We start from the raw sequence: 20,944 nt of genomic DNA, 5'->3' as shown, positions 1-20,944 counted from the left end.
GTGCCCCGCGTCGGCGGTGTTCCGCGTCAGCAGGGGGGTACGCCGGGCAGCCATGCCGCCGGGTCGGCGATGTAGATGTTGGAGATCCAGGCCCGGTACCGGGGCAGGTACGACCAGACGTCGTTGCTGTAGCCCTCGGCGTGGACCATCTGAGCCCGCTTCTGGCACAGGACGTCCACCGGGGTGGGGCCGGGCAGGTGGGCCACCGGGGTGGTGGAGGTGCGGGGTTCCGGCCGCAGGCTCACGCCGGTGCCCCAGGTCATGAACCTCTTGGTGTCCGCCGGCGGCTGCTCGCCACCGGTGATCCGCAGGGCGCCCGCGTACTGGGCGTTCAGCCGGACGTCGCCGACCATGACCGGGGTCCCCGACTCGCGGGCCTCCACCATCCGGCCGCCGCCGAGGTAGAGGGCGATGTGGTGGACGCTGCCGAGGTTGCCCGGGTCCGAGCCCCACAGCAGCAGGTCCCCGGGCTGGAGCGGGTCGAGCCCCTGGGCGGGGGTGAAGAGCGCGGTGGCTCCGGACCAGCGGGCCTGGTTCCAGGTGCCCTCGGGGAGGGCGATGCCCGCGCCCTGCCACGCCGCGTACTGCATCAGGTGGGAGCAGTCGAAGCCCTTCACCCTGCTGTCGTGGGCGCCGGGCCCGCCGCCGGGGTAGTCCTGGCCGTACGTCGGCCCGTGGATGGAGCCGCCGCCCCAGCTGTACGGCACGCCGATCTGGGAGCAGGCGGCCTCGACGACCGCCCGGGCCTGAGCGGTCGCGCTCGCCAGGGGACGGCACTCGGCGGTGGCGGACCCGCCGTCGGGGAGCGGCGCGGCCGAGGCCGTTCCGGTCCCGGCGGAGACGGCGAGCAGCAGTCCTCCTGCGGTCGCCAGGGCGCGGTTCACGCGGCGCATACGGGTTCCCCCTGATGGTCTCTGATGAGGTGGGTCGGTGCGGTGGTCGCGGTGGGCGTGGCCGGCGCGGGTGCGCGCCCGGGTTCGCCGGCGCCCGTCGACAGGACGGAGCCGGGCGGCGTCTCGTATGCGGCCAGTGCGTCGCGCAGTTTGGCGAGCCCCCGCATACGGTTGCGCTGGACGGTGCCGCGGTGGGTGCCGAGCCGCTCGCCCGCCCCGTCGTGCGTCAGCCCCTCGATGTCGACGAGGATCACCGCCGCCGCCTCCTTGGGTGACAGGGCGCGCAGCAGTGCTGTCGTCGCCACCGCGGCCTCGCGCGCCTCGAAGCCGCCGTCCCAGCTCCGTTCGGGCAGCCGGTCCGTGGCGTGCTCGCGCCGGGAGGGGCGCTGCCAGAAGTCGCGCAGCAGGTTGGACGCCGCCGCGCAGGTGTAGGCGTACGGGTGGTCCTGGCGGGCCAGGGTCCGGGCCCGGGCGCGGGAGGACAGCCGCACATAGGTTTCCTGGAGCAGGTCGTCGGCGTCGTGCGGGTTGCCGGTCATGGCCAGGAGCCGGTGGCGGAGCCTCGGCATCGCGGCGGTGAACGCGGCGTCGAACTCGGCCGCGGTCATGTGGTCCGCGGGCGGCGGGCCGCCCCTCGCCGGCGGGCGATCGGAGGTAGTCGGGCGATCGGTCGCGGTCGGGCGATCGGTCGCGGTCGGGCGATCGGTCGCGGTCGGGCGATCGGTCGGTGAATGCGGTGTGGTGCCGGTCGGTCGCACGGTGTTCCCCCGTTGAGGTCGGCTCGGATCAGGGTGTGTGCCTGGCGATGGGGCCGTACCGGGCGGCCGGCGCCCCGCTGAGGAGGGCCCAGTACCGGTCGCCGTAGGACCAGTGCCACCACTCGGTCGGGTAGTTGACGAAGCCCGCCGCGGTCAGGGCGCGACCCATCAGGGCACGGTTGGCCCTGGCTTCGGCGCCGATGCCGGGCGCGGCCGTGCGGCACCCGCCCGCGCTCTCTTCCGGGGTGGCGTTGACCTCGGTGCCGAGGGGCAGTTCCGCCCCGTCCCCGGTGCACAGCGTCAGGTCCACGGCGCCCCCGCTGACATGGGGGGCCACCTCCGGGGGCGAGATGTACGCGCTGGCCAGCTCGCGTATCCGCGCCGGGGACGCGCCGGGGTGGGCCCGGCGCATCGCGGCGGCGTACGTGGTGAAGTAGCCGGCCTGGAGCGCCGGGGGCCGCCACCCCTCCACGACCAGGAAGCGGACGTCCGCCGGGAGTTGGCGCTGGGCGGCCAGGAGGCGCCGGACCACGTCCGCCCGCAGGTGGGCCCAGGCGCCGCCGTCGTCGGCCTTGCGCGGGTCGACACGCAGCTCCGGTACGCCGCGGGTGTCGACCAGCGGTTCGCCGTCGTCCGCGACGGTGAGGGCGGCGACGCGTTCGTCGGAGAGCAGGATGATCTCTGTCTCGGTCACGTCTCCAGCGTCGACGCCACCTCTGCAGAAGCGCTGCACATCCTCTGCAGGGCGGATGCCATAACCCGGCAGGGCCGTAGGCGGGGCGGATGCCCTGACCCCGCGGGGCCGTGGCAGGGCGGCATCCGCGGCCCGGCGGGGCCGTGCCCGTAACGAGGCCGTGGCCCGTCCGGGACAGCGGCCGCGCCTCGTGCCCGGGCCCCGTGCGCGGCGCGTCTCAGCCGGAGGGGTCTCCGGCCCGTGACGCGGCGGCCGGGAACCCGGCCGCCCGGAGTTCCCCGGCCTCACGGCTGCCGTACTCGTCGAAGACGCGCAACGCCTCCTCCCACGCCGCCCGGGCCTCCGCCCGCTCCGGCCCGCCGCCGCCCGCCAGCGCGGTCGCGAGGTCGCGCAGCGTGCGGGCCCGCCACAGCGGCAGCCGCAGGACGTCCCAGAGGTCCAGCGCCCTCCGCAGCTCCCGGGCGGCACGCTCCCGGTCCCCGGCGGCCAGGTACCACTCGCCGAGGGTCCGGACCACCAGGGCCTCGCCGAAGGTGTCCTGGCGCTCCCGGGTGACCTCCAGGCAGCGGTCGAGCCGCTCGCGGGCCTCGGCCGGCCTGCCCCGGCGGAGGAGCACCTTGGCGAGGGCCTGCCCGGCGTACATGGTGCCGAAGGAGTCCGCGGTCGCCTCGAAGTCGCCGAGCGCGGCCCGCGACAGTTCCTCGGCCCGGCCCAGTTCACCCCGCGCCCGGTGCCACAGGGCGAGCGCGCGCAGGGCGAGCGCCCTGCCGTGCCGGTCGCCGGCCTCCTCGAACAGGCCCTGGGCGCGCGCGATTTCGGCGCGGGCCTCGGTGTAGTGGCCCCGGTCACGGTGGACGCATCCGATGCCGTAGTGCTGCCGGGCGGTGCCGGCGCCGTCCCCGAGGTCCCGGTACCCGGCGAGCGCGGCGGTCAGCAGCTCCAGGGCCTCGTCGAACCGCCCCTGTTCCCGGCGCGCCGTGCCCATCCCGGCCAGTGCGTCGGCCCGGCCGCGCACCGCGCCGGTCCGCTCGAACAGGGCCAGCGCGTCCGCGAAGTGGCGGTACGCCTCCTCGAACCGGTCCTGCTCCAGGCGCAGCCGGCCCAGCCCGTTGAGCAGCCACGCCTCCTCCGCGGTGTCGCCGCGGCGGCGGACGGCGTCGAGGGCCACGGTGTGCGAGCGCGTCCAGGCGTCGAACTGGTTGTACAGCGCGGCGGATCCGGCGCCGACGACGGCGGCCAGCTCACGCGCGGTACGGGTCAGGCCGTTCTCGGCACAGTGCGTCACGGCCGCCACCAGGCAGGGCTGTTCGGCCGCGAACCATGCCGCGAACCAGGTGGCCGCCTCGGCACCCGGCCCGCCGGGGCCCGCGGGGCCCGCCATGAGTTCTCGTACGGCCTCGTCGGCGAGACCGCCGTCGTGCGGTCCCGGTGGCAGCCCGGAGGCTCCGCCCGGCCCGCGCGAGGCCGCGATCGCGGCCATGGCCAGCCAGCGGTCGGCCAGCCGCAGCACGGCAGCCTCCCGGTCCTGGGCGCTCTCCTCCGCGAGGCACCGCTCGCGGGCGTACTCGCGTGCCAGGGCATGGACGCGGTAGCGGCTGCGGCCGGTCCCGTCGGTGCCGACCACACCGGCGAAGTGGCGGTCCACGAGCGCCTCGACGGCCTCCTCGGCCTCGTCGACCGTGATGTCCAGCAGGGGAGCCGCGATCCAGGAGGCGAAGTCGGGCAGGTCCATCAGCGCCAGCCGGCGCAGGGCCCGGCGCTCCTGCTCCCCGAGGTCGGCGTAGCCCAGGGCGAGGCTGGCCCGCACCTCCAGGTCGCCGGCGCGCAGCTCGTCGAGGCGGCGCCGCTCGTCGCGCAGGCGGGCCGCCAGGCGCGCCGGGGTCCAGTGCGGGCGGGCGGCGAGGCGGGCGCCGGCGATGCGGACGGCCAGGGGCAGCCGGCCGCAGAGGGTGACGATCTCGGAGGCGGCGGCCGGTTCGGCGGCCACCCGTCCGGGGCCGATGACCCGGGCCAGCAGGTCGAGCGCCTCCCCGTCGGGCGGGGCGGTGAGTTCCAGGTGCGCGGCGCCCTCCAGGGCGACCAGCCGGCGCCGGCTGGTGACGAGGACGGCCGAGCCGCCGCCGGGGGGCAGCAGGGGGCGCAGCCGGGACTCGTCGACGGCGTTGTCGAGGATGAGCAGGACCCGGCGCCGGGCGATGTGGGTGCGGTACAGGCCGAGGAGTTCCTCCTGGTCGGTGGGCAGTTCGTCGGGTACGGCGCCGAGGGCCCTGAGCAGGCGCGCCAGGGCGTCGGGGGTGGCGAGCGGGGTGGAGCCGGAGGCCCGCAGGTCGAGGAAGAGCCGGCCGTCCGGGAAGAGCGGCGCGACCCGGTGGCCGATGTGCACGGCCAGCGTGGTCTTGCCGACGCCGGGGCGCCCGGAGATCAGCCCGACGGGCGGGGCGGTGCGTCGGGGGTCGCCGGAGCCGTGCAGCAGGGCCGTGGCCCAGGCGATCTCGTCGGTACGTCCGACGAAGTCCGCGACGTCCGGCGGGACATGGGACGGTACGGGGCGGGCGGCGCGCGCGCCGGGGTCGCCCGCGGCCGGTGCCGCTGCCGCTGGGGGCTGTCCCGGTCCCCCGCCGGTGCGCGCGTGCGGTGGGCCGGTGGGGGACGGGGCTCCCAGCACCGCGGTGTCCTCGCGGAGCAGTGCCTGGTGCAACCCCCGGAGTTCGGGGCCGGGTTCGATGCCCAGCTGGTCCCGGAGCAGCGAGCGCCCTTCCTGGTAGGCCCGCAGCGCGTCCGGGAGCCGCCCCGTCCGGAACAGGGCGGTCATCAGCAGCCCCCGCAGCCGCTCGCGCAACGGGTTCGCCGCGACCTGCGCGTACAGCTCCGCCACCAGGCCGTCCCGGCAGCCCAGGCTCATCTCGGCGGCGAACCGCACCTCGTGGGCGTCCAGCCGCAGCTCCGCCAGGCGCGCGGCCTCGTTCCGCGCGAACGTCTGGCCGAGCCCCTCCAGCGCTTCCCTGCCGCGCCACAAATTGACCGTTTCGCGCAGCAGTTGGGCCGCCTCCGCCGCCCGGCCCTCGCCCGCGAGGCGCCTCCCCCGGCCGAGGGCCTCCTCGAAGAGGCGGGCGTCGACGCTCCACGGCGGCGAGGTCACGAGGTAGCCGGGAGAGCGGGTGGTGATCGCGGGCCCCTCCCCCGCCGCGCCCAGTGCCCGGCGGAGTCCGGAGACGTGCGAGGCGACCAGCGCTCTCGCCGTGGCGGGCGGGCGTTCCTCCCAGACGAGGTCGACCAGCCGGCCGGCCGAGAGCACCTCGCCGAGGTGGACGGCGAGGGCGGCGAGGATCGCCGTGGGCTTGGCACCGTGTAGCGGCAGCCGTGTGCCGCCGTCCCACACCTCGACGGGTCCGAGCAGGCGCAGCTCCATGATGTCCCCCCGACTGGCGTCCCCACGCTCGCGGCGACGATATCCAGCGGGCGCGTGTCCAGGCATGCCTTTCACCGGACTGTCGTCGTCTCGTGTCGCGCAGTCCGGTGGTACGGCCGGGTCGGGGCTCCGGGTCCTCCTTCCGTCCGGGATCGGGGCCGTGTACGGGACGGTGCGGCCGGCCCTGTCGTATGACCTCGGGCCGCCGGCTCATACGACGGGAGGGGCCGGTCCGTCACCACCGCGTGACCGACCGGGCGACCGCCCGCGAGACCGACGACCGAGGAGCCACCGTGCCCGAGCGCCCCGCCCGCCCCCGACGGACGTACCCGGCCCGCGCCGCCGCGGCGCTCGCGGGCGCGGTGGCGATGGTCCTGTCCACGCCCTCCCCCGCACCCGCGCACACCACCCACCGCCCCACGCCCGTGTTCGTATGGGCGACCGGGGTCAACCTGCGCACCTGCCCGTCCACCGGCTGCGCCGCCCACGCCTGGAAGCTGAGCACCGTGGAGGTCGAGGCCCACTGCCAGCGCCGGGGCGGCACGGTCCGGGACGGGGCCTACGCCAACGACTGGTGGGTCCAGGTCGACGCGGGCGGCCCGGTCGGCTGGGTCAGCGCGGTGTACGTCAGCGGCGGCGGCAACTGGGAACCGATCCCGGGGGTCTCCCAGGACTTCACCCACTGCGCCTGATCGCCGGGCCGGCACGGCGCCGCCCTTGTTCTCCCGGCCGGCGCGCGCGAGGATTCCGTACGCCCGGAAGGGCCGGGACGCGGGGGGCGGATGTGGACTGGGGAACACTCGTGGCGACGGTGAGCGGCGGCACGATCGCCATCTCGGGCACCGTCCTGGCCGAGTACCTGCGGCGGCGGCACGAGGACGACAGCGGGGTCGAGGCCCGCAGGCGCGCCACGTACACGGAGTTCATCGACGCCGCCGGGGTCTGCCACGCGCGTCTGCGGCAGCTCGCCCGCTCCCCCGGCGCCGCCGCGGCGGCCGATCTGGACGCGGCCGGGCGTGCGGCGCTGAGTGAGGCCGGGGTGTACGAGGCGCGCGAGCGGCTGTTCATCGACGCCACGCCGTCCGTCGCGGCGGCCGGCCAGGCGATGTTCGAGCGGCTCCGCGCGCTCCAGCGTGCCGTCGCCGCCGGGGCGGCGCTCTCCTCGCCGGCGTTCCACGACGCCTACCACCCGTATATCGACGCCGTCTGGCGCTACCGGGTGGCCGTCCGCGCGGAGGTCGAGGGCCGGTCGCTCGCCCCGGCCGACTTCGGCTGGGCCGACTGGGACGGCAGGGACCGCTGCACGCTCTGCGCCGGAACGTCCTGAGCGCCCCCGGCGGCGGTGACCTCCAAGGGTGCGGCGGTGATGATGGCGTCGAGCATCGCGCGGGACGCCCGGAGGTCCTCGATGGCGCGGGTGATCCGCTCGTTCTCCCGGCGCAGCCGGGCGAGCAGGTCGGGGCAGGTGGGTGCGAGGCGCTCGCCGTCGGACCGGACGCACGGCAGGACCTGGGCGATCACGGCGGTCGACAGGCCGGCGGCCAGCAGGCTGCGGACGCGGTGCACCGTCTCGACGTCCGCCTCCCGGTAGACGCGGTAGCCGCTGGGCAGCCGCTCGGGCGCGAGGAGCCCCTGCTGCTCGTAGTAGCGGAGGAGCCGTTCATGGACTCCGGTGCGCCGCACCATGTCCTTCATGCGCATGCCGCCACCCATCGCGTCCAGCCCCCGTTCCGCGCCTGCGACTTGACTCTGACACTGATGTCGGAGTTTAGCGTCGGGGACATGATCACTCATCAGTCGCCGTCCCTCCCCCGTCTCGACGTCCATGTGCAGGGGCGCGGTCCCGCGCTCCTGCTCGCCCATGGTGCCGGGGGCGGCATTCAAGGGAACTTCGGCCTGGTCCTGGACGATCTCGCCCGGGACCACACCCTCGTCGGTCCGCACTATCCGGGAGCGGGCGGCTCCCCCAGGGCGACCGGACCGCTGGAGCTGGACGATCTGGCCGACAGCCTGGTCGACGCCGCCGTCGCGGCCGGTCAGGAGACGTTCGCCGTGCTGGGCGAGTCCCTCGGCAGCGCGGTGGCGATACGCGTCGCCACCCGCCACCCCGCGCGGGTCCGCGCCCTGGTCCTCACCGCCGGCTTCGCCGTCGCCGACCCCGTCCTGGCGCTCGCCGGCCGGCTGATCACCTCGCTGACGGCCTCCGGTGACCGGGACGCCCTGGCCCGCTTCGCCACCCTGTCCTGCATGTCCCCGGCGGACCTGGCGGACCTCGCCCCGGCTGCCCTCGACGCGGCGACCGCCGGGACCCTGGCCTCGATGCCGCCGGGCCTGGTGGACCACTTCGACCTGGTGTCCCGCGTGGACGTCCGCGCCGACCTGGCGCGGGTGGCCGCGCCGACCCTGGTCGCGGTGCCGACCGGCGACCGGCTGGTGCTGCCCGGGAGCACCCGCCGCCTGGCCGCCGGCATCCCCGGCGCCCGGCTCCTCGAACTGCCCGGCGCCGCCCACATCCTGAGCCCGGCGGACCGGGAGATCTGGCTGCGCCACGTGCGCGAGTTCCTCGGCGCCGCCGTCCCGGCGCCGTCAGCCTGACCGGGCGCCCCCGGCCCGCCCGGCGCGGACGCTCCCCGCGAGCCCGCGCGCCGGGCGGGCGCGGAGGGCGTGGGCGGCGAGGACGGCCAGGAGGGCCGCCCCGTACATCGCGGTCCCGGCACCGGACCACTCGCGCGGGAGGAGGTAGGCCGCCGCGCCCGCGACGGCCACCCCCAGCCACTCCCACCGGCCGTCGAGGGCCACCAGCGCGACCAGGAGCAGGGCGTACCAGGAGTATCCGGGGGTGGTGAGGAGGAAGACGGCCCCGGTGACGAGGAGCGCCCCGGACCAGGGGCGTTCCGGGTCGCCGCGGCGGATCGCGTACAGGCCGGCGGCGGCCGTCCCGGCGAGGACCGCGGGCAGGGCCCAGGAGTCGGGCAGGATGAGGCGCAGCAGGGCGTAGCGGTTGCCGGAGGCCGCGTCCTGGTAGCCCTCCTCCTGGGCGTAACCGGCGAGGTAGCCCAGCACGGAGGCGTCGGAGAGCAGGACGTACGGCAGGTAGAGCACCGTGAGGACGGCGGCGGCCGGCAGCAGGACGGCGGCGGCGTCGCGGGCCCGCCGTACCCCGGACAGCGCGCCGGGGAGCAGCACCGCCGGCAGCAGTTTCGCGGCGATCGCCAGGCCGAGCAGGGCGCCGCCCGCCGCGCGACCGCGGGCCGTCAGGGTGAGCGCCGCGACGGACAGGAGGACGGCGAGCACGTCGGCGTGGGCGTTGTTGACCGCTTCGACGGCCACCGCGGGGCACCAGGCCCACCAGGCGGCGTGCCGCGGGTCGCCCCGGCGGCGCGCGAAGCGCAGCAGGACCAGGGTGGTGGCCAGGGCGAGCAGCGCGCCGCCGGCCTGGAACGCCTTGTGGCGGACGCCGTCCGGGGAGAGGCCGTGCACCAGGAGGAAGTACGCCTCGCCGGCGGGCGGGTAGACGGTGTGGACCAGGGGCCGGTTGATGCGGGTGCAGCCGCCGCCGGGCAGCGGCGAGACGCCGGGCACCCGGCCGCAGTCCGCGCCGGGCGGGAAGAGCCAGTCGTCGCGGAGCGCGGCGAGCGCGGGGTCCGCCGGGGCGTGGTCGTACGGGGAGACGCCGGCGGCCTGGACCCGGCCGTCCCACGCGTAGCGGAAGGAGTCGGTACTGGTACGGGGCGCGGCCACCAGTCCGGCCGCGGCGACCGCGACGCCCCCGGCGAGGACCAGCAGCGTGACGTGCCGTGCGGGCGCGCCCCGCAGCGTCCACGCCGCCGTGCCGAAGAGCGCCCAGCAGGTTGCGTACCGCCAGGAGAGCCCGGCCGGGTCGGCGCCGTACCCTCCGTGGCGGACGGTGAGGGCGAGCGCGGCGGCGAGGGCCGTCAGCAGGATGGCGGTGGCGACGGTGGCGCGGACCGTCCCGGGCCGCCCCCGGGGAGGGATGGGCGGGGCTGCCGGGACGGTGGACGGCGGGAGGCTTACCGGGGTGCTTCCCGGGGTGCTCTCCGGAGCGCTTGCCGAAGTGCTGTCCGGAGCGCTTGCCGAAGTGCTGTCCGGAGCGCTTCCCAGAGTGCGCCCGCGCGTGCCGGGGACGGGGTCGGGGCGGGCCGAGCGGGGGTGGGTCACGGGTCCAGCCTGGCAGTGGCCGGGCCGCCGACGCGCCCGGCGCGGGCGGCCGTTCGCGTTCCGTAAGGTGTCGGTCCCGCCGCCGGGGCCGTCCGAAGCGGTTGCATGAGGCCATGGACCATCGCCCCGGCCGCCGGCCTCCCCCCTTCGCACGGCTCCGTCCTCCCGCCCTCCGGCCGCCCTCGTTCTCGGGCCGGTTGCACGAACCGCGTACCGCGACGGCGGTGGGGCGGTGGCTGGGCGCGGCCCTGGCGGTGTGCTTCCTCACCGGTCTGGTGAGCCATTTTCTCCAGCACCCGCCGTCCTGGGCGGCCGGTCTCCTGCCGTCGCGGCCGGTGTGGGGCTACCGGCTCACCCAGGGGCTGCACGTCGCGGCGGGGCTGGCGGCCATGGTGCTGCTGTTCGCCAAACTCTGGGCGGTCTACCCGAGGTTGTTCCTGTGGCCGCCGGTCCGCTCGGTACGGCACGCCCTGGAGCGGCTGTCGGTGGCGCTCCTGGTGGCGGCGGCCGTGTTCCAGGTCCTGACGGGGCTGCTGAACATCGCCGAGTGGTACCCGTGGCCGTTCGCGTTCGTGCCGGTGCACTACACGGTGGCGTGGGTGGTGGCGGGCTCGGTCCTGCTGCACCTCGCGGTGAAGGCGCCGGTGATCCGCGCCCACTGGAGCCGCCGGTCCGCCGGGACGCTCGCCCTGCCCGGTGAGGAGCGGGACGTGCCCGACCGACGGGCCCTGCTGCTGGGGGTGGGCACGGCGGTGGGCGCGGTCACGGTGACCACGGTCGGACAGGCGTTCACCCCGCTGGCGCCCTTGGACCTGCTGGCGCCCCGCCACCCCGGGTACGGGCCGCAGGGGCTCCCGGTGAACCGGACCGCGGCGGCGGCACGGGTGACGCCGGCGGCCGTGCGCGGGTGGCGGCTGGAGGTCCGGGGGCCCGCCCCGTACCGGCTGGCCCTCGCCGAGCTGGCCGCTCTCCCGCAGCGCCGGGTCCGGTTGCCGATCGCCTGTGTGGAGGGCTGGAGCGCGGACGCCGAATGGGGTGGCGTACGGATCCGGGACCTGATGGACCGGGCCGGGGCGCCGCCCGGTGCCGGGCTGCGGGTGGTGTCGCTGGAGGCGGAGGGCGCGTACCGGATCATGGAGATGGGCCGGGAGTACGCGGAGGATCCACTGACCCTGCTGGCGCTGCGGCTGAACGGCGAGGTGCTGTCGGCCGACCACGGGTACCCGGCGCGGATCATCGCGCCGAACCGGCCCGGGGTGCTCCAGACCAAGTGGGTCGCGCGGCTGGAGGTCCGGTGACGTCCGCGGCCGGTGCCGGAGGGGAGCCGGGCGGAACGGGGCGGAAGGCCGGGGGCGGCCCGCGGGGATCCGGCGGTTCGGGGCGGAAGGCCGGGGGCGGCCCGCGGGAACCCGGCGGTACGGGGCGGAAGGACGGGGGCGCAGGGGGACCCGGCGGTACGGGACGGGAGCCGGGTGCCGTGCCGGTGTCGCTCGCGCGCCGGGCACTCGGGGTTCTGGGGCTGGTGCTGATCGGGGTCGGCGGGTGGCACCTCGCGGCGGAGCCCGATCCGTACGGTGTGCTGCTGTGGCTGGGCGGGGCGCTGGTTCTGCACGACGCGCTCATCGCGCCCCTGGTGTTGGCGGTGGGGGTGCTGGTGGCCGCCGTCCCGGCCCGGCCGGTGGTACGGGGGGCGCTGGTCACGGCGGGGGCGCTGGTGCTGGTCACCCTGCCGCTGCTGCTGCGCCCGGGGGCGCCGCCGAACCCGTCGGCGCTGCCGCTGCCGTACGCCCGCAACCTGGTGCTGGTCCTGGCGGCCGTGGCCGTGGCCGCGGCGGTCCTGGTGCTGCTCGCCCGGTGGCGGCGGGTACGACCCCGGCGAGGGTCCGGGGCCACTGGAGGGGCACCCGGCGAGGGGTGAACCCGGGGGGTCAGCGGGCCAGTTCGGTGAAGCTCCGGCCGGCGAGCGTCCAGCTGTGCAAGGGCGTCCAGCCCGCCCGGCGGGCCTGGGCGCGCAGTGCCTCCGGCCCCACGCGGGCCCAGGGGAACGGGACGCCGAGGGGGCCGCGGCCGTCGTCGAGGCGGACCTCGCACCGCTCGTCCACCTCGACGGGGGCGGCCTCCGCCACCACCCGGCCGCCGGGACCGAGGAGTTCGGCGGCCCGGCCGAGGAGGGTGGCCGGGTCCCCGCCGATGCCGATGTTGCCGTCGACGAGGAGGACGGTGGTCCAGCGCCCCTCGCCGGGCAGCGGCCCGAACACCGACCGGCACAGGGCGGTCCCTCCGCGCCGTACGGTCCGGGTCACCGCCGCCGGGCTGACGTCCACGCCCAGGACCCGGTGGCCGCGCCCGGCCAGGGCGGCGACCAGCCGGCCGGGACCGCAGCCGACGTCGAGGACGGCTCCCCGGCACCGGGCGAGCACGCTCTCGTCCCCCGCGTCCGCGTCGGCGAGCCAGCGCTCCACCTCCAGCGGCATCAGCCAGCCGTCGGCACGGCGCAGGAAGAGCGGGCCCCGACCGGCGCGCAGGGCCCGGGCGTAGGGGTCGTCCCGCCAGGGGGCGCGTATCGCGGTCGGTGTGGCGGTACGGCCGTGGACGGCGGTCACCGTACGGCCTCCGGCGAGGCGGTCAGCCGGCCGTGCAGGGCGGCGAAGGCGCCGTGCGGCGCCGCGGCGGCCACCTCGCGGGCGTCGGCCGCCGTGTCCACGTCGCGCAGCTCGGGCAGCAGGCCCACCCGGAGTCCCGCCGCGCGCAGCCGGGCGTACTGCGCGGCGCCCGTTCCGGGCACCGACATCGGTACGCCTCGCAGCAGGGCCGGGTCGGGGGCGGCCAGGCCCAGGGCCCAGAAGCCGCCGTCGGCCGCCGGTCCGAACCAGGCGTCGTACCGCGTGAAGTCCAGGGCCGGGGAGAGGAGTCCGGGGGTGACCTGGGGGGTGTCCATGCCGATGAGCAGCGCCGGGCCGGCGCAGTCGGCGAAGGCGGCGGCGAGCCGGGCGTCCAGGGTTCCGGTGCTCTGCGGGCGGACCTCGACGCCGGGTGGCAGCCATGGCCCCGGGGAGCCGTCCAGGACCAGGACGTGCCGGGCGGCCGGGGTGGCGGTCGCGGCCCGGAGGGTGTCCGACAGCGCCGCCCCGGCCAGGGCCGCCGCCTCGCCGGGGGTGAAGGGCGGGGTCAGGCGGGTCTTGACCCGGCCGGGTACCGGTTCCTTGGCGATCACGAGCAGCGCGGTCACCGGACACCTCCGGCGGACGCCGACGGGACGGCGCGGGGCGGCTCCGCGAGCACGGCGCGCATGTCGCGCACCGCCTGCCAGGTGCCCCGCCAGGTGCCGGTGACCTTGGACCGGCCCGTCCGGGGCAGATAGGGCACGTCCTCCTCGCGGACCCGCCAGCCGGCGTCCGCGGCCCGGACGACCATCTGGAGCGGGTAGCCGGAGCGCCGGTCGGTCAGGTCCAGCGAGAGCAGGGCCATCCGCCGGGCGGCCCGCAGCGGCCCCAGGTCGCGAAGCCGGGTGCCGGTGCGGCGGCGCAGCATCCGGGACAGGGCGGCGTTGCCCACGCGCGCGTGCACGGGCCAGGTGCCAGGGCCGCTCGGCCGGCGGCGGCCCAGGACCAGGTCGGCCTCCCCGGCGGCGACCGCACGGACGAAGCCGGTCAGCAGCGCGGGGTCGAGAGAGGCGTCGCAGTCGCAAAAGCAGACGAACTCGGCCTCGGCGGCGAGCAGTCCGGCATGGCAGGCGGCCCCGAAGCCGCGCCGGGGCTCGGCCACGACGGTGGCGCCGAGGGAGCGGGCGATCTCCGCCGATCCGTCGGTGGAGCCGTTGTCGACGACCAGCGCCCGCCAGCCGGCGGGGACGCGGGAGAGCACCCAGGGCAGCGCCCCGGCCTCGTTCAGACAGGGAAGGACCACGTCCACGGTCGTGGCAGGGGGTTGATCGCGTTGGTCGGTCACGACTGTCACCGTAGGGAGCGGGTGCCTCCGGCGGGGCGTCCGACTCCTTACGAAACGCGGACGGCACAGCGGTGCGGGCGGGGGGAGGGGGACGGGCCGCGGGCCGTCGTACGACACTGGGCGCATGAGCACGCCAGCACTCCCCGCGCGCATCCTCGTCGTGGACGACGACCCGACCGTCGCGGAAGTCGTCACCGGGTACCTCCGCAGGGCGGGTCATACGGTCGGTCACGCCGCGGACGGTGTCGCCGCCCTCGAGACGGCCGCCCGTGACGAGCCCGACCTGGTGGTCCTCGATCTGATGCTGCCGGGGCTCGACGGGCTGGAGGTCTGCCGGCGGCTGCGCACCGACGACCGCCCGGTGCCGGTGATCATGCTCACCGCGCGCGGGGCGGAGGACGACCGGATCGCGGGGCTCGAACTGGGCGCCGACGACTATGTGACCAAGCCGTTCAGCCCGCGTGAGCTGGTCCTGCGGGTCGAGTCGGTGCTGCGGCGGAGCCGGTACGGCGCGGCGCGCGGCGGGGACGGGGAGGACGGCCGCGTTCCGCTGCGCGCGGCGGGGATCGTCGTGGACCCGGCGACGCGGCGGGCGTCGAAGGACGGGACCGAGCTGGCGCTCACGCTGCGCGAGTTCGACCTGCTGGCGCACTTCATGGCACGGCCGGGGCGGGCACACACCCGCGAGGAGCTGATGCGGGACGTGTGGGGCTGGGACTTCGGGGACCTGTCCACCGTGACCGTGCATGTGCGCCGGCTCCGCGCCAAGATCGAGGGCGACCCGGCCGCGCCCCGGCTCATCCAGACCGTCTGGGGCGTCGGGTACCGCTTCGAGGCGGCCGACGCCCCGCCCCCCGGCGCCGCGGCGCAGGCCCCGCCCGGTGCGCGACCGCGGGGCGGCCCCGAGCCCGGCAACCGTACGGCGCGGCCCGAGGGCGTCGCCGACGGGGATGGCATCACGGGGCGGCCCGGCGGCACATCCGGGTTCGGCGGCGTCGCCGACGGGGACGGCATCACGGCGCAGCCCGGCGGCACATCCGGGTTCGGCGGCGTCGCCGACGGGGACGGCACGGCGGCGCAGCCCGACGGCGTCGCCGATCCGGGCGGTATCGCCTCCGGCGGTATCGCCTCCGGCGGTCTCGCGGAGGATACGCGGGCGCTCCCCGCCCGGCGCCGGGGAGAACAGTCATGACGGACGTCCTGCTCATCGCCCTCTTCGCGCTCGGTGGCGCGGCGTGCGCCGGGGCGGCCGGGGCGGTGGCCCTGCGGCTGCTGCGGCAGCGGTCGGTCGCCGTCTCGCTGACGGTCGTCGCGGCCGTGGCCGTCACCGCGATGCTGGCGGGCACCCTGGCGGTGGCGCAGGCGATGTTCCTGTCGCCGCACGACCTGACGGTGGTCACCCTGGTCGTGGCGATGGCGGCCGTGGTGTCGTTGCTGACCGCCCTGCTGATGGGCCGCTGGGTGGTCGCCCGCAGCCGCGAACTCACGGTCGCGGCACGGGACTTCGGCGAGGCGGGGGACTTCGCGACACCCTCCGCCCCGGCCACGGCCGAACTGGCCTCGCTGGCCCGCGAGCTGGCGTCCACCAGCGCCAGGCTGGCCGCCTCCCGGGAGCGTGAGCGGGCCCTGGAGACCTCCCGCCGCGAGCTGGTCGCCTGGATCTCGCACGACCTGCGCACCCCGCTGGCCGGGATGCGGGCCATGGCCGAGGCGCTGGAGGACGGCGTGGCGGCCGACCCGGACCGGTACCACCGGCAGATCCGTGCCGAGGTGGAACGGCTCGACACCATGGTCGGTGACCTGTTCGAGCTGTCCCGCATCCACGCCGGGGCGCTCGCCCTGACGCCCAGCCGGATGTCGCTGCACGACCTGGCGGCGGACGCCCTGCTGGGCGCCGATCCGCTCGCCCGGGAGCACGGGGTGCGCCTGCTGGGCGAGGACATCGCGCACGTGCCCGTCGAGGTGGACGGCAAGGAGATGACCCGGGTGCTGGCGAACCTGCTGATGAACGCCATTCGGCACACGCCCGCCGACGGCACCGTCGCGGTCGCGGTCGCCCGCCGGGCGGAGTCGGCCGTGCTGTCGGTCACCGACGCGTGCGGCGGTATCGCCGAGGACGACCTGCCGCGCGTCTTCGACACCGGCTGGCGCGGCAACCCGGCGCGCACCCCGCCGTCCGGGGCGGGGCTGGGTCTGGCGATCGTCCGGGGGATCGTGGAGGCCCACGCCGGCCGGGCGGACGTCCGCAATGTCCCGGGCGGCTGCCGTTTCGAGGTGACCCTGCCCCTCGCCTGACACGACGGGTCGGCGCGCCCCGGGCACGGGTCAGAGTGCCCCGGACGACGCCCGCTGCTCCGTCCCGGCGAACTCCGCCATCCCCTCGGCGAAACCGACCCGCGGACGCCAGCCCAGCTCGCGCCGGGCGCGCGCGGAGTCGGCCGTGATGTGCCGGACGTCCCCGAGCCGGAACTCCCCCGTCACCACCGGCCCCGGCCCGCCGTGGGCCCGGGCGAGCTCCGCCGCCATCTCCCCCACGGTGTGGGGTTCCCCGCTGCCCACGTTGTACGCGGTGTGCCGCCCGTCCGCGCCCCCGTGGTCCTCGCCGGGGGCGGGCGGCGCGGTCAGGGCGGCCGCGTTGGCCCTGGCCACGTCCCGTACGTGCACGAAGTCCCGCCGCTGGCCGCCGTCCTCGAAGACCCGGGGCGCCTCGCCGCGCGCGAGGGCGGAGCGGAAGAAGGAGGCCACCCCGGCGTACGGCGTGTCCCGGGGCATGCCCGGCCCGTACACGTTGTGGTAGCGCAGCGACACCGCCGAGCCGCCGGTGGCCCTGGCCCAGGCCGCCGCCAGGTGCTCCTGCGCCAGCTTGGTGGTGGCGTAGACGTTGCGGGGGTCCGGCGGGGCGTCCTCCGCCACCAGCCCCGGCAGCAGTACGGCCCCGCAGCGCGGGCACCGCGGTTCGAACCGGCCCGCCCGCAGGTCCCTCACCGCGCGCGGGCCCGGCCGGACCGGGCCGTGGCCGCGACACTCGTACCGGCCCTCGCCGTACACCACCATCGACCCGGCCTGCACCAGTCGGCGCACCCCGGCCTCCGCCATGCCCGCCAGCAGTACGGCCGTCCCCAGGTCGTTGCACGCGACGTAGTCCGGCGCGTCGGCGAAGTCCTTTCCCAGCCCGACCATGGCCGCCTGGTGGCACACGGCGTCCACGCCGCGCAGGGCGTGGCGTACGGCGTCGGCGTCCCGTACGTCCCCGTGGTGGAACTCCGCCTCGGGGAGGGCGGGTCGCACCGGATGTGCGGCCGGCAGCAAGGCGTCGAGCACCACCGGCTCGTGCCCCTGCTCCCGCAGGACGTCCACCACATGTGCGCCGATGAACCCGGCGCCTCCCGTCACAAGTACGCGCATGCCCGCACGGTACGCACCCGGTGGGTCCGGCGGGGGCTGCCGCACTTCGCGGTAAGACTTCCGTCATGACCGCGGGGGCGGCGCGCATCCTCCGCTAGGCCGTGGCGAGTTGTGCCGCGCCGAAGGACACGTCGAACCGGTCGCACCAGATGGCCACGCTGGAGTAGTCGGCGAGGTTCACGTCGGCCGGGATCGGGTAGTTCTGGTCGCCCTTGTTCCCCTTGAGCCTGCCGAGGCTGACGTACCGCCCGTCGTCGAACACCCGCCATCCGGCCACGCCCTCCTTCACCGGCGCGTCGGTCAGCCACACCCGCAGGTCCGGGCCGTTGCTGGTGTCCAGCCCCTCCAGCCGCAGCACCTGGGAGCCGTCGGCCAGCCGCACGACCCTCGCCGTTCCCGCCGTGTCGTGCTCGTGGCTGATGAAGGCCCCTTCTGCCACGGTGCGCGGCCCCGCGGCCGGCGCGGACGCCCCGGACCCGGGCGCCGGGCCGGCGGCGGGCGAGGCGGCGGGCAGCGCTTCGCTCACGGTCTCGTCCTGCCACAGCTTCCACGGCTGGAACAGATACAGCCCCACCGCCACCACGGCCGTCACCACGACCACGACGACCCCCACCAGCGGCCCCCGCCGCCCCCGACCCAGCTTCATCTCCGCACTCCCTGCTACGCGCCCGCGTAGGGCGACGTCCTCAGCGTCCTCTGCGGCGCATTCAACGGCACACCGCCGCGACAAGCCATTACGCCGGTCTTACGAAGAGATCAGTCAGGCGCGGTGAGTGGCCGTTCTGGGAGGGAAACAACCACGGCGGGACCCACGTTTCTCGGGGCAGTCGCTCGTAAAGACGTCTGCGCGGCTACGGGTGAGGCTCAGCGCTCCTCCGAGGGTCGTCCGCCAGGACGAGGGCCGCGAGGTGCCGTACCTGCTCCTCCACGGGCCGATCGTGCGCGACCGCCAATGCGTAGGTGTAGAAGCGTGCGCGCTCCCCCGGTGCCGGGGCATGCCGGAACTCGACGTCGACCCCCTCGGCAGTGGTGAGCTGCTCGGGGAGATCGGGTTCTTCTCGTCGTGGCGAGACACCCGTGAGGACGCAGCTCCACCGCTCGAACCAGCCGCTGCCAGTGAGGGTCTGTTCGAGCAGCCGGGCAACGGTGTCCACCGGCTGTTCCCAGCTGTGATCCGCTGCGGCTCGTGCGAGTTCGGCGTCGTACTGGGAGGCATCGAAGCAGATGTCAGCGGGCAGGGCGGTGGCGTTACTGGTGTTCTCCCACGCATCCCAGATCACCCGGCAGCCCTCACGGCGGAGGGTGGCGTACAAGGCGCCGCAACAGCCGGCGGTGCAGGTCGGCTCAGTGATCACGACTCTGCGCGGCTCCTGTGTGACAGTCAGGGGCCAGCTCTCGGCCGGACCTCGCCAGTGCCGGCAACTGGGTGCCAGCCCTGCCGGATGGACTGCTTTCAGCACGTCCACACCGTCGACCAGGGGGCGCACCTCGGCCCATGGGTCCGCCGCCCAGTCGTCCGGGATCCTGTGCTGCAGGGTCAAAGTACTGATCGTCGGCAGGCCGGTCATGCTCCCATGATCGGCCGACGGCACACGGCAGCACACTCGTTTTTCACCGGCGTCACCGCTCGCCCGCGAGGTCCAGGTTCTCGCGGTTCGCCCCGGGCGCGGCCGGGGGGCGGCGCCATCCGGGGGTGAGGGGCCGGGAGACGTCGCGCCACCACGGCTCCGCCGGGAGCTTGCCCGCCGCTTCGAAGGGCTCGCCGGGGCGGGGGGCCGCCACCGCCTGGCCCGCCTGCCCGGCCGCGTCCCTGGTCCACTCGGCGGGCTCCGCCCAGGGGTGCGGGGCGAGGTTGAAGGTGCCCCAGTGGATGGGCAGCAGGACCCCGTGCGGGGCGCCGCCCTGGAGGTCGAGGTGCGCCCGTACCGCTTCGTCCGGGGTCATGTGAATGTCCGGCCAGAACTCGCTGTACGCACCGAGCTGGATCATGGTGGCGTCGAACGGGCCGTGCGCGGCGCCGATGTCGCGGAAGCCCTCGAAGTACCCGGTGTCGCCGCTGTGGTAGATCCGGTGCTCGGGACCGGCGACCGCCCAGGAGGCCCAGAGGGTGTGCTGCTGGTTGCGCAGGCCCCGGCCGCAGAAGTGCCGGGCCGGGGTGGCGGTGAGCCGCAGGCCGCCGGCCTCCGTCGACTCGTGCCAGTCCAGCTCGCGCAGCCGGGAGGCGGGCACGCCCCAGTGCTCCAGGTGCGCGCCGACGCCGAGCGGGACGGCGAAGACGGTGTCGGTGGAGGCGAGAGCGCGGATGGTGGGCAGGTCGAGGTGGTCGTAGTGGTCGTGGGAGATCACGACGGCGTCGACCCGTCCGAGCGCCGCGAGCGGCAGCGGGACGGGGTGGAGGCGCCTGGGACCGGCGAAGGGGAACGGGGAGCAGCGCTCGCCCCACACCGGGTCGAACAGGATGCGGGCGCCGTCCATCTCGGCCAGCACGCTGGAGTGGCCCAGCCAGGTGAGCCGCAGACCGGTGGCCGGGGGCCTGGCGAGGTCGGCGACGGTGGTGGGGTGCACCGGCACGGTGCCGGACGGCGCCCGGCGGGCCCGGGACTCCCGGTCGAAGTAGACCTTCGCGAAGTCGAGGGTCGAGCCGGACGGCCGGTGCCGGGTGCCCACCGGGTTCTGGAAGATCCCGTCCCCGAAGTTCGGCGAGCGGCGGATCCGCTCCATCCGCTCTCCGGTGGAGTCCGCGCCGAAGGCGGCGGACCTGAGGGAACGCAGTCGGGCTCGCAGCGGGTGCGGGGTTCCGGCGCCGGTCACGGGACCTCCAGGGGTATGGGTCCCTCCATTATGGGCGGCGGGTACGACACCACCGACGGCCACCCCCGTCCCCGTACCCGCGGCCCGTGCCGCGGATCGCCGCGAGCGCCCACGGTGGCGGCCCCGGCGCCCTAGGGTGGCCGGGTGGGCAGAGTGCGGTTGAGCGTGGCCGAGCGGCGCGAGGAACTGCTGCGGGCCGCCGTCGGGCAGATCGAGGCGCGGGGGGTGGCGGCGGTGCGGATCGCCGACGTGGCCTCCGCGCTGGGCGTGAGCAACGCGCTGGTCCTCTACCACTTCTCGACCAAGGAGAAGCTGGTCGCCGCCGCGTTCGCGTACGCCGCCGAGGGCGACCTGGCGCGGCTGCGGACGCTGCTGGGGCGCCGGACGGCGGCGACGAGCCGGCTGCGGGCGGCCGTCCGCTGGTACGCCCCGACCGGCCGGGCCGAGGGGTGGCGCCTGTGGATCGACGGGTGGGCGGCGTCCCTGCGCGAACCGGCGCTGCGGGAGGTGGCCCAGGACCTCGACCGTCGGTGGAAGGCGGCGCTGGCGGAGGTGATCGCCGAGGGCGCGGCGGCGGGCGAGTTCCGGTGCGAGGACCCGGTGGGCGCGGCCTGGCGGCTGACCGCGTTCCTGGACGGACTGGCCGTGCAGCTGACCGCCTACGCGGCGCCGCCCTTCAGCCGCGCCACGATGATGGCCTGGGCGGACGAGGCGCTGGCCCGTGAGCTGGGCCCGGCCACCGACCCGCGCCCGGCGGCGGAGGACCGCCGCACCGGGCAGCGCCCGGACGCGCCCGGCGGCCGGGAATCGTACCGCCCGCCCGGACGCGGGCCCGGCGCCGGGTGAG

The 20,944-nt window shown here is 76.4% G+C and carries 19 protein-coding genes and 2 pseudogenes; 8 read left to right on the top strand and 13 right to left on the bottom strand.

All coding sequences use genetic code 11. The features are described 5' to 3' along the window. Positions 1–26: 26 nt before the first annotated feature. From ACF08D_RS04075 to ACF08D_RS04060, 4 genes are all read right to left on the bottom strand, one after another. Entirely contained in the window at positions 27–893 is an 867-nt protein-coding gene (locus ACF08D_RS04075) for an NlpC/P60 family protein (RefSeq protein ID WP_392220927.1), read from the bottom strand. Beyond that, positions 881–1,501 carry an RNA polymerase sigma factor gene (locus ACF08D_RS04070; protein ID WP_392220926.1) on the bottom strand — a complete coding sequence of 207 codons (621 nt, stop codon included), beginning with the start codon at positions 1,499–1,501 and terminating at the stop codon, positions 881–883. Before ACF08D_RS04070 ends, ACF08D_RS04075 begins: the two co-directional genes overlap by 13 nt. A 178-nt stretch (positions 1,502–1,679) precedes the next feature. Beyond that, positions 1,680–2,345 (bottom strand): M15 family metallopeptidase, encoded by a 666-nt coding sequence (locus ACF08D_RS04065; protein WP_392220925.1) that lies wholly within the window; start codon positions 2,343–2,345, stop codon positions 1,680–1,682. A 217-nt stretch (positions 2,346–2,562) separates the two neighbouring features. Beyond that, positions 2,563–5,754, bottom strand: coding sequence for a BTAD domain-containing putative transcriptional regulator (locus tag ACF08D_RS04060; protein WP_392220924.1), 3,192 nt, complete (start codon positions 5,752–5,754; stop codon positions 2,563–2,565). A 293-nt stretch (positions 5,755–6,047) separates the two neighbouring features. Here ACF08D_RS04060 and ACF08D_RS04055 point away from each other — a divergent pair, with 293 nt between their 5' ends. Together ACF08D_RS04055 and ACF08D_RS04050 are read left to right on the top strand one after the other, a co-directional pair. After that, on the top strand, positions 6,048–6,446 hold the full coding sequence (locus ACF08D_RS04055) for an SH3 domain-containing protein (RefSeq protein WP_392220923.1): 399 nt from the start codon (positions 6,048–6,050) through the stop codon (positions 6,444–6,446). A 110-nt stretch (positions 6,447–6,556) separates the two neighbouring features. Beyond that, positions 6,557–7,081, top strand: a complete 525-nt coding sequence (locus ACF08D_RS04050; protein WP_392220922.1) for a CchlQ — start codon at positions 6,557–6,559, stop codon at positions 7,079–7,081. Between the two features lie 2 nt (positions 7,082–7,083). Here the strand turns inward: ACF08D_RS04050 and ACF08D_RS04045 are convergent. Next, a pseudogene (locus ACF08D_RS04045) lies at positions 7,084–7,455 on the bottom strand (MerR family transcriptional regulator); the annotation flags it as partial. An 81-nt stretch (positions 7,456–7,536) separates the two neighbouring features. Here ACF08D_RS04045 and ACF08D_RS04040 point away from each other — a divergent pair. After that, positions 7,537–8,349: an alpha/beta fold hydrolase gene (locus tag ACF08D_RS04040; protein WP_392220921.1), complete on the top strand. Its 813-nt coding sequence runs from the start codon at positions 7,537–7,539 to the stop codon at positions 8,347–8,349. Here the strand turns inward: ACF08D_RS04040 and ACF08D_RS04035 are convergent. Continuing rightward, complete coding sequence (locus ACF08D_RS04035; protein ID WP_392220920.1) at positions 8,341–9,933, bottom strand: glycosyltransferase 87 family protein; 1,593 nt, start codon at positions 9,931–9,933, stop codon at positions 8,341–8,343. The genes ACF08D_RS04040 and ACF08D_RS04035 overlap by 9 nt on opposite strands. Positions 9,934–10,046: 113 nt before the next feature. Here ACF08D_RS04035 and ACF08D_RS04030 point away from each other — a divergent pair, with 113 nt between their 5' ends. Beyond that, the gene (locus ACF08D_RS04030; RefSeq protein WP_392220919.1) at positions 10,047–11,231 is read left to right on the top strand and encodes a molybdopterin-dependent oxidoreductase; all 1,185 of its coding nucleotides are present in this window, start codon (positions 10,047–10,049) and stop codon (positions 11,229–11,231) included. A 179-nt stretch (positions 11,232–11,410) separates the two neighbouring features. Continuing rightward, positions 11,411–11,851 carry a hypothetical protein gene (locus ACF08D_RS04025; protein ID WP_392220918.1) on the top strand — a complete coding sequence of 147 codons (441 nt, stop codon included), beginning with the start codon at positions 11,411–11,413 and terminating at the stop codon, positions 11,849–11,851. A 10-nt stretch (positions 11,852–11,861) separates the two neighbouring features. Here the strand turns inward: ACF08D_RS04025 and ACF08D_RS04020 are convergent, their stop codons facing one another. The 3 genes from ACF08D_RS04020 to ACF08D_RS04010 are packed head-to-tail and all read right to left on the bottom strand — an operon-like array spanning position 11,862 to position 13,881. Then, positions 11,862–12,536 (bottom strand): methyltransferase domain-containing protein, encoded by a 675-nt coding sequence (locus ACF08D_RS04020; protein ID WP_392220917.1) that lies wholly within the window; start codon positions 12,534–12,536, stop codon positions 11,862–11,864. Then, positions 12,533–13,162, bottom strand: coding sequence for a DUF2064 domain-containing protein (locus ACF08D_RS04015; protein WP_392220916.1), 630 nt, complete (start codon positions 13,160–13,162; stop codon positions 12,533–12,535). The genes ACF08D_RS04020 and ACF08D_RS04015 overlap by 4 nt, the downstream gene beginning before the upstream one ends. Further along, on the bottom strand, positions 13,159–13,881 hold the full coding sequence (locus ACF08D_RS04010; protein WP_392220915.1) for a glycosyltransferase family 2 protein: 723 nt from the start codon (positions 13,879–13,881) through the stop codon (positions 13,159–13,161). Before ACF08D_RS04010 ends, ACF08D_RS04015 begins: the two co-directional genes overlap by 4 nt. A gap of 151 nt (positions 13,882–14,032) precedes the next feature. Here ACF08D_RS04010 and ACF08D_RS04005 point away from each other — a divergent pair. Beyond that, positions 14,033–14,812, top strand: a pseudogene (locus tag ACF08D_RS04005) (response regulator transcription factor); the annotation flags it as partial. A 257-nt stretch (positions 14,813–15,069) separates the two neighbouring features. Further along, positions 15,070–16,176: a sensor histidine kinase gene (locus ACF08D_RS04000; protein ID WP_392220914.1), complete on the top strand. Its 1,107-nt coding sequence runs from the start codon at positions 15,070–15,072 to the stop codon at positions 16,174–16,176. Positions 16,177–16,206: 30 nt separating this feature from the next. Here the strand turns inward: ACF08D_RS04000 and ACF08D_RS03995 are convergent, their stop codons facing one another. The 4 genes from ACF08D_RS03995 to ACF08D_RS03980 all read right to left on the bottom strand — a co-directional run bounded on the left by ACF08D_RS03995 (position 16,207) and on the right by ACF08D_RS03980 (position 20,097). Next, a complete protein-coding gene (locus ACF08D_RS03995; RefSeq protein WP_392220913.1) occupies positions 16,207–17,286 on the bottom strand; it encodes an NAD-dependent epimerase/dehydratase family protein in 1,080 nt (359 codons plus the stop codon). A 94-nt stretch (positions 17,287–17,380) separates the two neighbouring features. After that, positions 17,381–17,932, bottom strand: a complete 552-nt coding sequence (locus ACF08D_RS03990) for a DM13 domain-containing protein (RefSeq protein ID WP_392220912.1) — start codon at positions 17,930–17,932, stop codon at positions 17,381–17,383. Between the two features lie 205 nt (positions 17,933–18,137). Continuing rightward, a complete protein-coding gene (locus ACF08D_RS03985) occupies positions 18,138–18,854 on the bottom strand; it encodes a hypothetical protein (RefSeq protein ID WP_392220911.1) in 717 nt (238 codons plus the stop codon). Between the two features lie 52 nt (positions 18,855–18,906). Next, entirely contained in the window at positions 18,907–20,097 is a 1,191-nt protein-coding gene (locus tag ACF08D_RS03980) for an MBL fold metallo-hydrolase (RefSeq protein WP_392220910.1), read from the bottom strand. Positions 20,098–20,241: 144 nt separating this feature from the next. Between ACF08D_RS03980 and ACF08D_RS03975 the strand changes: the two genes are divergently transcribed. Beyond that, positions 20,242–20,943, top strand: coding sequence for a TetR/AcrR family transcriptional regulator (locus ACF08D_RS03975; RefSeq protein WP_392220909.1), 702 nt, complete (start codon positions 20,242–20,244; stop codon positions 20,941–20,943). Position 20,944: the final 1 nt, after the last annotated feature.

The sequence above is a fragment of the Streptomyces sp. NPDC015131 genome (assembly GCF_043079975.1).
GTDB lineage: Bacteria > Actinomycetota > Actinomycetes > Streptomycetales > Streptomycetaceae > Streptomyces.
Note: the sequence above shows the minus strand (reverse complement) of the source record. Positions and strands in the feature narration are given on the sequence as shown.

What these genes read in the sequence shown, in the direction of transcription:
- ACF08D_RS04075 (WP_392220927.1), bottom strand. Translation starts at nt 893, where the DNA reads ATGCGCCGCGTGAACCGCGCCCTGGCGACCGCAGGAGGACTGCTGCTC.
- ACF08D_RS04070 (WP_392220926.1), bottom strand. Translation starts at nt 1,501, where the DNA reads ATGACCGCGGCCGAGTTCGACGCCGCGTTCACCGCCGCGATGCCGAGG.
- ACF08D_RS04060 (WP_392220924.1), bottom strand. Translation starts at nt 5,754, where the DNA reads ATGGAGCTGCGCCTGCTCGGACCCGTCGAGGTGTGGGACGGCGGCACA.
- ACF08D_RS04040 (WP_392220921.1), top strand. Translation starts at nt 7,537, where the DNA reads ATGATCACTCATCAGTCGCCGTCCCTCCCCCGTCTCGACGTCCATGTG.
- ACF08D_RS04030 (WP_392220919.1), top strand. Translation starts at nt 10,047, where the DNA reads ATGGACCATCGCCCCGGCCGCCGGCCTCCCCCCTTCGCACGGCTCCGT.
- ACF08D_RS04000 (WP_392220914.1), top strand. Translation starts at nt 15,070, where the DNA reads ATGACGGACGTCCTGCTCATCGCCCTCTTCGCGCTCGGTGGCGCGGCG.
- ACF08D_RS03995 (WP_392220913.1), bottom strand. Translation starts at nt 17,286, where the DNA reads ATGCGCGTACTTGTGACGGGAGGCGCCGGGTTCATCGGCGCACATGTG.
- ACF08D_RS03990 (WP_392220912.1), bottom strand. Translation starts at nt 17,932, where the DNA reads ATGAAGCTGGGTCGGGGGCGGCGGGGGCCGCTGGTGGGGGTCGTCGTG.
- ACF08D_RS03985 (WP_392220911.1), bottom strand. Translation starts at nt 18,854, where the DNA reads ATGACCGGCCTGCCGACGATCAGTACTTTGACCCTGCAGCACAGGATC.